Origin of the sequence: Proteus mirabilis HI4320, assembly GCF_000069965.1 — a bacterium.
GTDB lineage: Bacteria > Pseudomonadota > Gammaproteobacteria > Enterobacterales > Enterobacteriaceae > Proteus > Proteus mirabilis.
Genome location: NC_010554.1, coordinates 2095701 through 2110470 on the forward strand (window position 1 = coordinate 2095701; position 14770 = coordinate 2110470).

The window sequence follows — 14770 nt, forward strand, 5'->3', positions numbered from 1 at the left end:
AACAAAATAGAGAGAGTTTGATAACGGTTACAATAAATAACCAGATAATAATAAGAATATTTTTAAGCGATAAAACAGATAAAAAAGGCGCTTAAACAAACTGTTATAAACTTCTGAGCCTATTATCAGAAGTTTGTAACATGTTTAAAGTATAATGGATGATTAAGAAAGGTGGCTTAAATTATAAACGGAGTTGCGCTGAACCAGAGTGGGTGAGTAAATACGCTGCTTTTGGGTTAGGACTTCCCCTTGAGAAAGCTTTAACGCTAATGTTGCTGCTTGCTCTGCCATCATATGTATCGGATAACGCACCGTTGTTAGCCGAGGATGAATATAACGAGCAATAAGTACATCATCAAAGCCAATCACTGAAATTTTTTCAGGAACAGGGATCTCATTTTCATCAAGCACCGATAATGCCCCTGCAGCCATAAAGTCGTTATAGGTGACCACTGCTGTAAAATCTATCGACTTGGTTAATAGACGCATCATCGCTTGCTCTCCCCCTTCGCCTTCTGGCTCGCCATATTCAACATAGCTTTCAGGCAAACTAATATTATAAGCCGCTAAAGCAGCTTTATATCCCGCAAGCCTTTGGCTGGTATCTTCAATATGGTGAGTGGATGAGATATAGGCGATTTGAGTATGGCCTTGGCGAATAAGGTGTTCGGTAGCAATCCATGCCCCTTTATAGTTATCTAAGGCGACACAACGTTCCGCAATTTCTGGGATAAAACGGTTAATTAATACCATGCTATTAACTTCATTGGCATAAGCTAACAACTCTTCATCAGAAAGTGCCTTAGAGTGGATCACTAAACCATCACAACGGCTGTTGATCAAGAGTTCAATAGATTGGCGTTCATCTTGCGCATCATGGTAACCATTACACACCAGAATATGTTTTCCCGCTTTTCTGGCGATATTATCGACCGCTTTGACCAAGGTCCCAAAAAAGGGATCGGATACGTCATGCACCAAAACACCTAATGTTTGGGTACTTTGACTGACCAGCGCTCGCGCAGCAGCATTGGGGCGATAACCTAATTTTTGCATTGCCGAATTGACAATCTCTATCGATGCTCGGCTCGCTTTTGGTGAGTTATTAATGACCCGAGATACCGTAGCAACAGAAACACCCGCTTCTTTTGCCACATCCTTGATAGTTGCCATATCCACCTCATAAATAACTCTTATTCTGCATTAAAAACCTTGTGTCATTAATCGATGGCTAAGAAAAAGAGTAAGTTATAAAACAAGTGGCATGATTATCAGTGAAGATAAGAAATTTAAAAAGTAAAATGATCAAATAAACAGTAAAAAAGGAAAGCGTTTACACTTTCCTTTATCTATTACTGATAAAATTTATATATTGTTTGGCTATGCCACGGAGTATTTGCAGCTAAAATACCTTGGTTCTCACCCCATTCAGGATGATTCGGCCCATCAGGAAAATATTGTGTCTCTAAAGCCAGCCCCGAATAATTACCATAACGACGAGTTTTTCCTTTACTCTGTGCCAAAAAATTTCCTGTATAAAACTGTATAGAAGGCATGGTAGTAAAAACATCCATTTTAAGCTCACCTTCAGGGGCAATAACTGTGGCAATCGATGCTTTATCTGCTATTTTTTGTTTGTCTAAAATAAACGCATGATCATAGCCATTAGCGGCTTTTTGACATTCATCTCGCATAAAATCGATGCCAATACGTTTTAATTGACGAAAATCGAACCCCGTCCCAGTCACATCGACAATTTCCCCTGTAGGAATATTACCCGCGCCATTTTTTAAGTAGTGAGAAGCGTGGATAACTAAATCATGTTCAAGAGCCGTTCGCTGAGTATGCTCCCCAGCTAAATTAAAATAGGCATGATTAGTTAAACTCAGCGCTGTCGTTTTATCACTAATAGCCTGATAATTGATATGAACTTCATTATCATCCGTTAATGTATATGTCACACTGGCTTCGACGGTACCGGGAAATCCTTGTTCGCCATCTGCGGATAGCAAGCTTAAAGTGACCGACTGTGTGGATTGCGCCACAATAGTCCAGCGACGATGGCTAAAATTTTGTTTACCACCATGTAGCGTATTGTTGCCTTCATTAGCAACAAGGCGATACTCAGTTCCGGCGATGGTGAATTTAGCCCCTGCAATACGATTAGCAAAACGCCCTACCGTTGCGCCAAAATAGGCCGTTTGCTGTTGATGGGCTTTCATATCTGCAGATCCTAAAAGCACATCGCGACGATAGCCATTAACAGGGACAATACAACTTAACCATGTCGCACCAATATCCATAATGGAGATAGACATACCAAAACGGTTTGTCAAAATCACGACTTGAGCAGGCAAACCATCAAAAGCGGCTTGTGTGGTCATCTGTTCAGGCTTAAAAAAACGGTTTTCATTTAATGCCATTAGTTATCTCCAGATAGCCCGCCCCTTGGCTTGCAGAGCAGACATAAATAGTTTCTTTTAAACCTGTTTGTTTTTTATATTGGGCTTCAACCGCTTGTGTCACTTTTGCGACTAAATCAGGAGTCACCAGCGCCACCACACAGCCGCCAAAACCTCCGCCAGTCATTCTAACGCCACCTTGCGAACCAATCACTGATTTAACAATTTCTACCAGTGTATCCACTTCGTTAACGGTTATTTCAAAGTCATCACGCATAGAGATATGTGATTGTGCCATCAATTCACTAAGTTTAGTAAGATCGCCTTGTTTTAACGCCTCAGCCGCTTGTAAAGTACGCTCATTTTCGGTGATCACATGACGAGCACGTCGATATACTTTATCATTCATCAGTGCCTTTTTCGCTTGCAATTGCGCTAAGGTCGCATCTCGTAATGCAGTAACATTTAATATTTTTGCCGCTTCCTCACACTGTTGACGACGCGTATTATATTCGCTATCGACTAACCCTCTTTTTTTATTTGAGTTAATGATCATCACTACCGCACTTTCTGGCATTTTTACCGCCGTAGTGGCTAATGAACGACAATCAATTAATAGTGCATGGCTCTCTTCACCACATGCAGAAATAAGCTGATCCATAATACCGCAATTGCATCCAACAAATTGGTTTTCTGCTTTTTGACCGTTAAGGGCAATTTCTTTTTGACTAATAGGAAGTTGATAAAGTGTTTTTACTGTTTGTCCTATAGCAACTTCTAATGCAGCTGAAGAGCTTAAGCCAGCCCCTTGAGGCACATTACCTGTAATGGCAATATCCATACCCTGAAATACATATTTGGCTTGTTGTAAAAAATGAATAACGCCACGAATATAGTTAGCCCACATTTTATTAGGTAAAAACTCAATGGGATGTTCGAGAGAGAATTGATCTTGCGCATTCTGATAATCAACCGCAATCACACGAATAAGATTATCATCTCGTTTGGCGGCAGCAACTACCATTTGATAATCAATGGCACAAGGAAGAACAAAACCATCGTTATAATCAGTATGCTCACCAATCAGATTAACTCTGCCTGGAGCTTGAATAAAATGTGTTGGGGCATAACCAAAAATAGAGGTAAAAGAATGAGTCACATTATTAATCAGTGCCTGCATAATAAATCCTTAACTTAAAATTAAGTAATAACAACCTGTTACATCAATATAATAGTGATGCATCCTAGGCTAGGTAGTGATTTAAAAAGCGTCCGCCATCAACCCGTTAAGCTAATTTTCTTGCTCTTTATAATGGATATCGCTTACTTGGCGTAAATTATAAGCAGCTTGCTCTGGCGTTAAGTCGCGTTGCGATTCAGCCAACATTTCATAACCCACCATAAATTTACGTACTGTCGCAGAGCGTAATAACGGCGGATAATACAGGGCATGTAATTGCCAATGCTCAATGCTTTCGCCCTCTTTAAAAGAAGGTGCAAAATGCCATCCCATTGAATAAGGAAATGAACAATGAAATAGATTATCGTAGCGACTGGTTAATTTTTTTATTGCCAAGGCTAAATCATCACGTTGTTCAGCCGTTAATTCACTCATTCTGCGAATATGACTTTTTGGTAATAGCATGGTTTCATAAGGCCATGATGCCCAATAAGGCACGACAGCTAACCAGTATTTAGTTTCAACCACGGTTCGACTACCGTCTTCAGATTCAGCTTTAACATAATCCATTAATAGATTACGGCCATATTGATTAAAATAGTCTTTTAATTGGCTATCTTTGCGTGCTAATTCATTAGGTAAAAAATCACTCGCCCATATTTGCCCATGAGGATGAGGTTGAGAGCACCCCATTGTTTCACCTTTGTTTTCAAATACTTGTACCCATAGATACTCTTTACTTAGCGCTTCTATTTGGTTATCCCAAGTATCAATGATTTTACGTAGGCTACTAATAGGTAATTCGGGAATAGTTTTACTATGATCGGGGGAAAAACAAACAACACGACTGATCCCTCTCACTGCTTGAGTCTGGAAGAGTGGATTATCGGATACTTCAACACTATATTGGTCTGTCAATAATGCAGAGTGATCGTTATTAAAAACATAAGTGCCTGTGTAATCAGGATTTTTATCACCCGAAACTCGGGTATTCCCTGGGCACAGATAACAATGTGGATCATAAGAGGGAAGTGTCGCTATCTGAGGTTTTTCATCTTTGCCATTCCATGGTCGTTTTGCTCTATGGGGTGAAACTAATATCCACTGCCCGGTCAAAGGGTTATAACGACGATGAGGATGCTCAACGGGATCAAAAATCAGTTTTGACATAATCTTCTCTCTTATTTATTAAAGATTATCTGATAGCGTTTTTATGATCTATTTCAGATAACCGTTAGGATTTTGTGATTGCCAACGCCAAGCATCGGCTGCCATATCATCAATAGAGCGAATGGCTTTCCAGTGTAAGTCTTTTTCTGCTTTGGCAGGACTTGACCAACATTGTGCGATATCTCCCGGGCGACGTGGCTGAATTTCATAAGGGATTGCTTTACCACTGGCTTTACGAAATGCTTCAATCATTTCAATCACACTGGTGCCATTCCCTGTGCCTAGGTTATAGATATGTAACCCTGCTTTTTCTCCTAACGCATTTAAGGCGGCAATATGACCATCAGCTAAATCCATAACATGGATATAGTCACGTACACCAGTACCGTCTTTTGTTGGGTAATCATCACCAAATACCGCGACTTTTTCACGACGACCTATCGCAACTTGCGAGATATAAGGCGTTAAATTATTAGGAATACCCTTAGGATCTTCCCCCATAGTGCCAGATGGATGAGCACCTACTGGATTGAAGTAGCGCAGTAAACTGATAGACCAACTCTCATCTGCAATATAGAGATCAGACAAAATACGCTCGACCATATATTTACTGGTGCCATAAGGATTGGTAGTGCCACCAACAGGTGACTCTTCAGTAATAGGCACAGTTTGAGGATCACCATAAACCGTGGCTGATGAGCTGAAAATAATACTTTTTACGCCCGCATCACGCATACAACGAACTAATACCAAAGTACCGTTAACATTGTTGTCATAGTATTCGATGGGCTTTTCAACAGATTCACCTACCGCTTTTAATCCAGCGAAATGGATCACTGATTGAATAGAGTGCTGAGTAAAAATTGTGGCCAGTCGTTTTTCGTCACGAATATCCCCCTGATAAAACAGTGGGCGTTTTCCTGTTAATGCTTCAATTCGGTTAAGTACCTCTTCATTTGCATTACTGAGGTTATCCAAAATAATAGGCGTCATGCCTGCTTCTAACATTTGCACGCATGTATGACTACCGATATATCCCATTCCACCCGTAACTAAAATTTCCACATTCACCTCTTTTGATTTATTTCAAATGAAAAGCGTCAAGCGGTTTTGTTGATTGCCTCAGAGTTTAACAAGTTCAACAAACTAATTTCGTGATCAAACCGACATTTAGTGTAAACGTTTACACGCTTTTCTTATTCCTTAACTATTTAATAAAAACGACCTAATATAACCGTATTACAGCAAATTATTGTTAATAATCGTTATATAGTTATTTTAGAGAGAACTGCCCTCTTCACCATAAAAGTAAACGATTACATTATACTGAATACTTTAATTATATGATAAAACTGATATTAATTGGTTTTTATCATACCTTATTAACATCCACGCTAATATGCTTTACAGTGAAATTAAGAGTAGCCTCAATAGATGAATTGAAGAGAAGAGAGTGTGATTTATATCTATTAGTTAATACCAATTAGGAGAACGCTATGAAACCCGTTGTAATACTTTATCAACCGCTTCCAGAAAAACTGCAACAAAAATTATCTGCCGTTGCTGAGGTAAAACAGTTTAACGCGCTCTCTCTCAATTGTGCCGATTTTAAAGCCACCCTCGCTCATGCTGAAGGATTGTTAGGTGCAGGCGGTAATATCGATAAACACTTTATTGAAAAAGCGCCAAAACTAAAAGCCGTATCAACGATTTCTGTCGGTTATGATAATGTGGATGTTGCCGCGCTCACTGAACGTCATATCAAATTGATGCATACACCTACGGTATTAACTGATACTGTCGCTGATACAATGATGGCGCTTGTTCTTGCCGTCTCTCGTCGTATTCCTGAACTAGCTGATAATATAAAACAAGGTTTATGGGTAAAAAGTATTACGCCGGATTGGTATGGTACTGATGTTCACCATAAAACCATGGGGATTATTGGTATGGGGCGTATCGGTAAAGCATTAGCACAACGCGCCCACTTCGGTTTTGATATGGATATTATTTACCATTCTCGTACTGAATATAACGATGTTAACCAGCATTTTAATGCTAAATTTTGTTCCCTAGAGATGCTTTTACAACAAGCTGATTTTGTCTGCATTACTTTACCGCTAACGCCAGAAACTCATCATCTGTTAAGCGCAAAACAGTTTGCATTAATGAAAGCTGACGCCTATCTAATTAATGCCGGACGCGGTGCCGTGGTTGATGAAAAAGCATTAATTAACGCATTAGAGCAGCGACAAATAGCTGGAGCCGGATTAGATGTGTTTGAGCAAGAGCCACTGCCAACCTCTTCACCACTTTTAACCATGAAAAATGTTGTCGCCTTACCCCATATTGGCTCTGCGACTAAAGAGACTCGCTATGCAATGGCTGAATGTGCCGTTGACAATCTGATTGCTGCATTAACCGATAATGTAAAAGAAAACTGTGTTAATTTTTAATTAAGCAAAGAATAAAAAAAAAGGTAATAAATACAATTTATTACCTTTAAACTATCAAATAGTTAACGCTAAATTAAGCAGGATCGACGTGTATCATCACACTTAAAATCTGTGCATGCTGTTTAAGTACTCTATCATGGGCATTGACCACAATATCATGACTTTGATTGACCGTTAATTCGCCTTTAATTTCTAAATGGACATCAACTAATAAATAATCACCTGCACGACGGGTTTTTAAATCATGTACCCCTTGTACTCCTGGTGTGGTGATTAATGTATTGGTGATCTGTTCAAGTGTTTCTTCATCAGCACCTCTATCCATGAGATCTTGCAAAGCTTGATAGGTAAAACGCCATCCCATACGGCCAACAAATAGCCCGACAATAAGTGCTGCTAGTGGGTCAAAGAATTTAAATCCAGCAAGGCTACCAATGATCCCTATTGCAACCACTAAAGAAGAGGCGGCATCTGAGCGCGCATGCCAAGCATTTGCCACTAACATACTAGAATCGACTTTTTTGGCTACAGCTAACATATAACGAAATAACCCTTCTTTAGCCGCTAATGCCAATAAAGCCACATAAAGCGCGATGCTATGAACATCAGGAATGATTGAAGGATCTAACATTTTATGGATAGCAGAAAATATCATTCCCAAACCAACAATCAATAAAATCGTCCCTAACACTAATGAAGCGGCATTCTCATAGCGAAAATGTCCATAAGGATGATCGGCATCGGGTTGCTTTTGACTGCCTTTATTCGCAATTAACACCACGAAGTCAGCAATTAAATCAGACAGTGAATGAATACCATCAGCAATTAAGCCTTGGGAATGTGAGAAGAAACCAATTGTGATTTGAAATATGGATAAAAAGATATTAACAAAAACACTGACCAATGTGCTTTTCTTGGCCGCTTTGAATTTGTCAGATTGTGTTTTCTCAGCCATATTCAACTCAATATCATCAATGTGATTATGTGTCATAATAATAATCTTATTCTGTATAAATAGCCTACCCTATTTGTTTATAACGAATAGAGTTCCATAGGTTATTTCAGGTTCCATAACTCATTGGTGAGGATAAAGGACGACTCTGAATAACAATCCTGTTTAGGGACTAAGATTGCTGTCCAAACATCATATTGAGATGCTATTAACGGTTAATATGCCATACTTTATTGATTAAGTCTCTAAAAAATTACCAATAAAATCCTATAGATACAGAACAATAATATAATTGATAATCATTCTTTTGTGCATTTTCCTCTAGATAGCTAATTAAAATACTTTTATTTTAAATATCATCTTATTTAACTCATTCCTGTCAATAAGTTAAGATTGATATAGTTTTATTCTGCCTTTTTAGCTTTTTATTTTAAAAGCACTAATTATTACTATAATATAAATAATTAAGTGATAGAATAATCATTCTCACTCTTATTTAGAACGTAGATCACAGCTATATTTTTTATATTCAGTGATAATAGAGTTATATTTTAAAACTAACGTTAAGTGAGGTTTGTAATGTACAAAAAAATTCTAGTTCCTATCGATATTCTAGAAGATGAGCTTTCTCAGGAACTGATCACTCACATTGAACAAATTGCTCAAGTTGGCAAACCCGAGATCCACTTCCTCACCGTTATTCCAAATGCAGAACTTTTCTTCGGTATTGAGTTTGCCGCTATTCCTGAAAAATTTAAAGACTCTTCAGAGCGCACTCGCCTCGCTTTTATTGCTCTGCAAGATATGATCAAAGATACGAAAATTCCCGATGAGCAAATTGTTTGCAATGTCGGTGTTGGTAATGCAAAAGATGAAATTTTAGAGTATGCACGTCAAATCGATGCAGATTTAATTGCTATTGCTTCACATCGTCCTAATGTTTCTTCCTACTTATTAGGCTCAACAGCATCATCTATTGTTCGCCATGCAAAAATGTCGGTATTAGTGATCCGTTAGTTGTAAAAAAAGCCCTTTGAAAACAAAGGGCTTTCCACTCAATAATAATTAAAGATCAATCATTATTTCTTTGTTGAATCTTTAACTTCGTCAGAAGTAGACCACACACGATATTTCACATCTACATCTTTTGGTGCATAGACAACAATAGGTAATTTGCTGTTATAGCGGATAAATGCCGCTTGCCCCATATTAGCTTGAACAAAGGCGGGTTTTTTAGTGTTATCAAGACAACCCATCATCGTAGACATTGGGCCATTTAAGTCGCTTACGATATAGTAATCATAACCCCAACCTTCGAGATCTTTTTTATCTAACTCAGCACCAAACCATTGACGATTACAATCAACCATCATCTCTTTACCCACGATCAACTCAACTTGGTAATTGCCTTCGTTTTCTTTTTGTTCTAACTCAATAACATGACGAATTTGATTTTCCTTTGCTTTAGGATAAGGAGCGACTTTTTCTAAACTATCAACCGCTTGTGCGCAAGCAGACAAAGACATCGCTGCAACCAAAGATAAAATTACTTTATTCATCATTTTCTCCATATTCACAGCGCCAAATCGCTGTTAACAAATTTTGCTTAGATATTTTTATTAGTAATCATCTTAATACTAGCATTTTATAATATAGATGCTAACACTTTAGCAGATCTCTCTCTGAGAGGATTATTCTGATAATTTTTTAAAGAACTCATTCTTTTATTGATGAAATGTAAATTTGTGATGCACTAACGTGCAGATCAGCTATCTATGATTATACTGAAATAGAGATCGCAATTTCTTTCATTAGGAGGTTATATGTTCTCAGAAAGACAATCACTGGTTTCTCAGTTAAAAAATACCCATCCTCGTTTCCAAGCTCTCTATGATAAACACCATCGACTTGATCAAGAAATTGCTAAATTAGAAGGACCTAATGGCGCAGGCTACAATGATGAAGTTGCAAAACTAAAAAAAGAAAAACTCTATCTAAAAGATGAAATGCAAAAAATACTTCAACAAGCTGAGAAATAAACCGTTCTTACTACGGCGCAAATATTATTTATCAGCGACCTGAAGCGATGACCTTTTGTCATCGCTTTTTTATGATTAAAAACAAAGTTTCCCTCCTAAAAAGATGCATAATAAATACATCTTATATAATTAAGGGCTAACAAATGGCATCTATACATGGTCATGAAGTATTACATATGATCCTTTCATCAAAAGTGGCGTTTACGCAAAGATCACTTATCGAGGCAATTCATCAACGTTTTGGGGAAGAAGCGCGCTTTCATACCTGTTCTGCTGAGAATATGACAGCGGCCGAATTAGTGGCATTTTTAGAAAAAAAAGGAAAATTTATTGCTGCTGATGGCGGTTTTACTACCAGTGAAAACAAAATTTGTCGCCATTAGTAATATCAATAAGTAGATTGCCAGTAAGCAACATGTTTGGCATGTTGTTAACTATCTATCTAATCAATAAAAGTAAGATGCTCTGGCAATCTCTGTTTAACTTAATTGGTCGTTAATCATCATTCGTTTGGAGCCAACTATCATCTTCCCAAACACTTTGAATTAACTCCATAATATGCTCATGCTTAGCTTCATCTTTTACGCCCGTGACTTGGATCGTATTCATGCTACTAAAAGCGATACGAAACTGCATATCAGGATAAATAGGAATAATTTTTTTTCTTAGTTCATGTTCTAACAGCGGAAATAGTGAGTCAGTGACATTAGATTGTTTGTTAAATAAAATTTCCACACGCATTATTTTCACCATACCAAGGCAAATAAACTGTATATAAATACAGTATTATATAATCAAAAAAAAGAAAAGTATTTTTGCAAAATTTTTTCTTTTTTTGCCTTAAAAATAGCCAATTAATTTATCATCCCAGTCATGCGTTATGATAAAATGCATTTTAAATGCAACAATAAGAAGTGAGAGTACCATGTCAGGTAAAAGAATTAATCGAGAGAAGCAAACCATCCAAAAAATGGTTGCTCTGTATGAACGAGCGCATCCTAATACCGACCCCGAGTATTATCAGCAATTAGTGACATATGCTTATAAAAGACTAGATAAATGTCGCTATGGTGAGGAAAAACCCGCCTGCAAACAATGCCCAATTCACTGCTATCAGCCAGTAAAAAGAGCAGCAATGAAACAAGTCATGCGTTGGGCGGGGCCTCGAATGCTAATTTATCATCCCTATTTAGCAATTAGGCATCTTATTGATGATAAGAAACCCGTTCCTGCATTACCGGCTAAAAAATCTAAACGTTTATCGGGAAAATAAAGTCTGCTTTTTTTAATCGGTATAATACATGTTGTGCTAAAGGGTGTGTTTTATCTAGAGATGGATGCATAAAATATTCAGACTTCTTCATACCGAGTTTTTTCATCACCCCTTCTGAGGGTAAATTGGTCACGGCGGTAAATGCCACCACTTCTTCCAGTTTCAACTGTTCAAAAGCATATTTTAATACTGTTAAGGCCGCCTCATAAGTGTACCCTTTACGCCAATGAGATTGTGCAATACGCCAACCTATTTCAACACACGGATTAAAAGGCAAAGGGGCATTAGGAATATTTAATCCAACAAAGCCAATAAGCTCTTGAGTCTCTTTTAATTCAACGGCCCAAAGTCCCCAACCATTTTGCTGAATAAATTTATCACGCAATGTATCAACCATTGCATCGCTTTCTGCGCGGGTAAGTGGTGAAGGGAAATAACGCATCACCGATGCTGAGGCGTTAATATGTAAAAAAAATGGCGCTTTATCACTTTCACGCCATTCTCGTAAACGTAATCGAGGAGTAGCCAATTCCATCATTATTCTCATTCTAATTAGTTAGGATAATAATGATAAAATAAAACAGATCATAAGTAATAAAAAGAGAATCGCTTTTATTTTTTATTTTCTTTTAGTTTACTTTCTGCAGTTACAGACTCTTTATTGGTATTAACTGTACCTTCTTTAATAGATACAACACGTTGCTGTGCAACGGCTTTAGCTTGGTGTTCAACCTGTTCAGATTGTCCAGTAAAGACACCGCCACGTTTAATTGACATACTGCCACAACGACTAGTGCCACGTAGTTCACCATGCTCTAGAATATCAAGATTGTTTGCGGCACAAATACCTTTAACAAAACCATCAATAATGATGTCTGGCGCCGTTAATTCCCCTTCAACTTGGCCCGCATGCATAACACGGATCACGCCATCTTTTACATTGATATTCCCTGAAATTTTACCCCAAATTTGAATATCACCATCAACGTTAATATCACCTTGAAATACAGTGCCTTTAGCAATAATGGTATACAATTTTTGCTCCGGCATAGGCTTTTTTTCTTCTGCCATAACTGGAGCAATAGGCTCCGCGGCTTTTGGTGTTTCTGTTTTTCGACTAAACATTGCCGTTTTTTTTAACCTCAAAGTTATAGAGTAAATAATAATGCTAAAAATTAGGATAAGGGTGATCAAAAGCTCACCAGCTATTTGATATCGCCAAAAAGCCATTAATGCACATGACCAAATAATCCATATTATGCTAAATATAATATCCCGCTGTGTTCGCTTATTATCCATAATTAGCTATATCTGAACCTCCCTGATAATAAATACACCAGCTCTACTTATTATTTTAATAAATAATTATTCAAGTCGATGGCGATAATAACGCCATATATCATCCCCAATTTTGGGCTTTGCTTTTTAGGGAAAAGGTCGATTTATAAGTAGATAAAAAAGAGATAACAATTAATTTTTTGCTAATTTATGAATAAGATGCACACTTTCCCATCCTATAATGATGATAATTTATAACACGAATTAACATATAGCTAATCGCATCTATTGATAACAACTTGATTATTCAAAAATCTTCAACAAATGGAGGAGAGCTAACAAAACAACAATAAAACCATCACAGATAAAATATGAGACATTAGTCACAAAAATAAACTACCGTCTATTTTTAAGACTAATTTCTTGATACATTACTGGCCATTTTTATGATAGACGTTAATTTTTATGTTTTCATAATGTTAAAACTATATAAAGACGAAAAAATATACTTGGGGAAAATTTATAGCAAGTTTATTTGCTTCTTTGCCATACTAAAAAAGATAATAATATATAGTGAAAATAACCTATAAAAATTACATTTTATTTTTTTTATCAAATAAATTCATTGCAAAAAACACTCATTTAATATACAAAATAAAAACATACACACAAAAATTTATTAACAACTCATATTAAACAACTTTATAGTGTTTAAAAAACACCCTTATTATGCTTTACAGTGTAAATTTTAAAATGAAATATAACTAATTGTTATTTATAGAATAAATAACTCTATTTCATTATCTGTCAATATATTATTACAAAATTCTACTAAATTTTGTCGCATTCTTTTCATTAAATGACTAGCTTAATTAAATTGTTTTTGCAATCTATAAAAAATGACATTAAATTAAACAAATGATTTATCTTAAATTAGAAATGGCAACTTCAATGTCTAATATCTAAAAAAAAACCACATCATAATAAAGAAAACATTCTATTTTTTATTTTTAATACTCTTTAAATAATAAAGAAGCTACTACTTTATATTCTTTTTATTTATTGGTATTAAATACAGTGATACTTATATAATAATTTTGGGCGAAAAATGAATACAATACAATGTGGTGAAAACACTAAACAAGATTGCGTTATTCAAAAACTCTCTTATTTTTATCCGCAATATCAAATATTAGAAAATAACCAAAAAGCTTTATACATAATCAGAAATAATGCGCTGGTATTACAAAACTGCACAAATACAATAACTATTAACAAAGATCAGATTATTTTCTTACAACAAGGAAATTATACCATAAAAACGCTAGGCAATGAGCCTTGTGAAACAATTTATATTCCTCTTTCTGATGATTTCTTAAGAAATTTCATGTCAAAAAATAGTGATATTCTCAGTAATATCGATAGAGAGGAAAATTTCTCATCGGCTTTTATCTGTTTTGAAGATTCACCTCTGATCCATTTTTGTAGTAATGGTTTTGATTATCTTTCTTCACAAAATTGTCCAGATACTTTTACTCAATTACGTATTGAAGAAATGCTCATTCTATTACTTTCTTCCGAACAAGGTGCCAATCTTATGGCGTTACTACGCCAATTAAGTCATAGGCAAGTTGATCGCTTGAAAATATTTATGGAAAAAAACCATCTAAAAAATTGGAAGCTAAAACAGTTTGCTCGCGAGTTTGGTATGGGTCTCACCACATTTAAAGAGTTATTTAATCATGTTTATGGAACATCGCCAAGAACATGGATATGCGAAAGAAGAATTATTTACGCACATCAATTATTATTAACAACAGAAATGAGTATTGTCGATATTTCTATGGAATCAGGATTCTCTAGCCAATCTTACTTTACACAAAGCTATCATCGACGTTTTAATATGACACCGAGTAAAGCGAGACATCTTAAATTAAAATTATAAAAAATCCGACCTATTATCATAATATCATCGTTCAATTCATCGCTAGAATATGCAAAATTTGTTCTGATGAGTGAA

16 protein-coding genes are annotated in these 14770 nt (G+C 36.3%); 6 read left to right on the plus strand and 10 right to left on the minus strand.

All coding sequences use genetic code 11. The features are described from left to right. Nucleotides 1-162: 162 nt before the first annotated feature. The 5 genes from PMI_RS09595 to galE all read right to left on the minus strand — a co-directional run bounded on the left by PMI_RS09595 (nucleotide 163) and on the right by galE (nucleotide 5817). Complete coding sequence (locus PMI_RS09595) at nucleotides 163-1173, minus strand: substrate-binding domain-containing protein (RefSeq protein ID WP_004243980.1); 1011 nt, start codon at nucleotides 1171-1173, stop codon at nucleotides 163-165. A 179-nt stretch (nucleotides 1174-1352) separates the two neighbouring features. Continuing rightward, the gene (gene galM / locus PMI_RS09600; RefSeq protein ID WP_012368169.1) at nucleotides 1353-2423 is read right to left on the minus strand and encodes a galactose-1-epimerase; all 1071 of its coding nucleotides are present in this window, start codon (nucleotides 2421-2423) and stop codon (nucleotides 1353-1355) included. Further along, nucleotides 2410-3582, minus strand: a complete 1173-nt coding sequence (gene galK / locus PMI_RS09605) for a galactokinase (protein WP_012368170.1) — start codon at nucleotides 3580-3582, stop codon at nucleotides 2410-2412. Before galK ends, galM begins: the two co-directional genes overlap by 14 nt. 111 nt (nucleotides 3583-3693) lie before the next feature. Further along, the gene (locus PMI_RS09610; RefSeq protein ID WP_004243985.1) at nucleotides 3694-4752 is read right to left on the minus strand and encodes a UDP-glucose--hexose-1-phosphate uridylyltransferase; all 1059 of its coding nucleotides are present in this window, start codon (nucleotides 4750-4752) and stop codon (nucleotides 3694-3696) included. Nucleotides 4753-4800: 48 nt separating this feature from the next. After that, the gene (gene galE, locus PMI_RS09615; protein WP_004248507.1) at nucleotides 4801-5817 is read right to left on the minus strand and encodes a UDP-glucose 4-epimerase GalE; all 1017 of its coding nucleotides are present in this window, start codon (nucleotides 5815-5817) and stop codon (nucleotides 4801-4803) included. 431 nt (nucleotides 5818-6248) lie between these two features. Here galE and ghrB point away from each other — a divergent pair, with 431 nt between their 5' ends. Then, on the plus strand, nucleotides 6249-7208 hold the full coding sequence (gene ghrB, locus PMI_RS09620; RefSeq protein WP_012368171.1) for a glyoxylate/hydroxypyruvate reductase GhrB: 960 nt from the start codon (nucleotides 6249-6251) through the stop codon (nucleotides 7206-7208). 73 nt (nucleotides 7209-7281) lie between these two features. On the opposite strand, the gene PMI_RS09625 is transcribed toward ghrB, so the two are convergent. After that, nucleotides 7282-8199, minus strand: coding sequence for a cation diffusion facilitator family transporter (locus PMI_RS09625; RefSeq protein ID WP_004243988.1), 918 nt, complete (start codon nucleotides 8197-8199; stop codon nucleotides 7282-7284). A 540-nt stretch (nucleotides 8200-8739) separates the two neighbouring features. On the opposite strand from PMI_RS09625, the gene PMI_RS09630 reads away from it, so the two are divergent. Beyond that, a complete protein-coding gene (locus PMI_RS09630) occupies nucleotides 8740-9177 on the plus strand; it encodes a universal stress protein (RefSeq protein WP_004243989.1) in 438 nt (145 codons plus the stop codon). A 62-nt stretch (nucleotides 9178-9239) separates the two neighbouring features. On the opposite strand, the gene eco is transcribed toward PMI_RS09630, so the two are convergent. Next, nucleotides 9240-9719 carry a serine protease inhibitor ecotin gene (gene eco / locus PMI_RS09635; RefSeq protein WP_004248511.1) on the minus strand — a complete coding sequence of 160 codons (480 nt, stop codon included), beginning with the start codon at nucleotides 9717-9719 and terminating at the stop codon, nucleotides 9240-9242. A gap of 264 nt (nucleotides 9720-9983) precedes the next feature. Between eco and PMI_RS09640 the strand changes: the two genes are divergently transcribed. Together PMI_RS09640 and PMI_RS09645 are read left to right on the plus strand one after the other, a co-directional pair. Continuing rightward, complete coding sequence (locus PMI_RS09640) at nucleotides 9984-10199, plus strand: DUF465 domain-containing protein (protein WP_004243991.1); 216 nt, start codon at nucleotides 9984-9986, stop codon at nucleotides 10197-10199. Between the two features lie 143 nt (nucleotides 10200-10342). Then, a complete protein-coding gene (locus tag PMI_RS09645) occupies nucleotides 10343-10582 on the plus strand; it encodes a YecH family metal-binding protein (RefSeq protein ID WP_004248513.1) in 240 nt (79 codons plus the stop codon). A 112-nt stretch (nucleotides 10583-10694) separates the two neighbouring features. Here the strand turns inward: PMI_RS09645 and PMI_RS09650 are convergent, their stop codons facing one another. Next, nucleotides 10695-10940: a DinI-like family protein gene (locus PMI_RS09650; RefSeq protein ID WP_012368173.1), complete on the minus strand. Its 246-nt coding sequence runs from the start codon at nucleotides 10938-10940 to the stop codon at nucleotides 10695-10697. A gap of 184 nt (nucleotides 10941-11124) precedes the next feature. Between PMI_RS09650 and PMI_RS09655 the strand changes: the two genes are divergently transcribed. After that, entirely contained in the window at nucleotides 11125-11472 is a 348-nt protein-coding gene (locus tag PMI_RS09655; protein WP_004248514.1) for a nitrous oxide-stimulated promoter family protein, read from the plus strand. Here PMI_RS09655 and PMI_RS09660 read toward each other — a convergent pair. Next, entirely contained in the window at nucleotides 11450-12010 is a 561-nt protein-coding gene (locus PMI_RS09660) for a GNAT family N-acetyltransferase (protein WP_012368174.1), read from the minus strand. The genes PMI_RS09655 and PMI_RS09660 overlap by 23 nt on opposite strands. A 74-nt stretch (nucleotides 12011-12084) precedes the next feature. Then, nucleotides 12085-12597 (minus strand): bactofilin family protein, encoded by a 513-nt coding sequence (locus PMI_RS09665; protein ID WP_004248516.1) that lies wholly within the window; start codon nucleotides 12595-12597, stop codon nucleotides 12085-12087. 1261 nt (nucleotides 12598-13858) lie between these two features. Here PMI_RS09665 and PMI_RS09670 point away from each other — a divergent pair. Further along, nucleotides 13859-14695: a helix-turn-helix domain-containing protein gene (locus PMI_RS09670; protein WP_004244000.1), complete on the plus strand. Its 837-nt coding sequence runs from the start codon at nucleotides 13859-13861 to the stop codon at nucleotides 14693-14695. The last annotated feature ends 75 nt before the right edge of the window (nucleotides 14696-14770 follow it).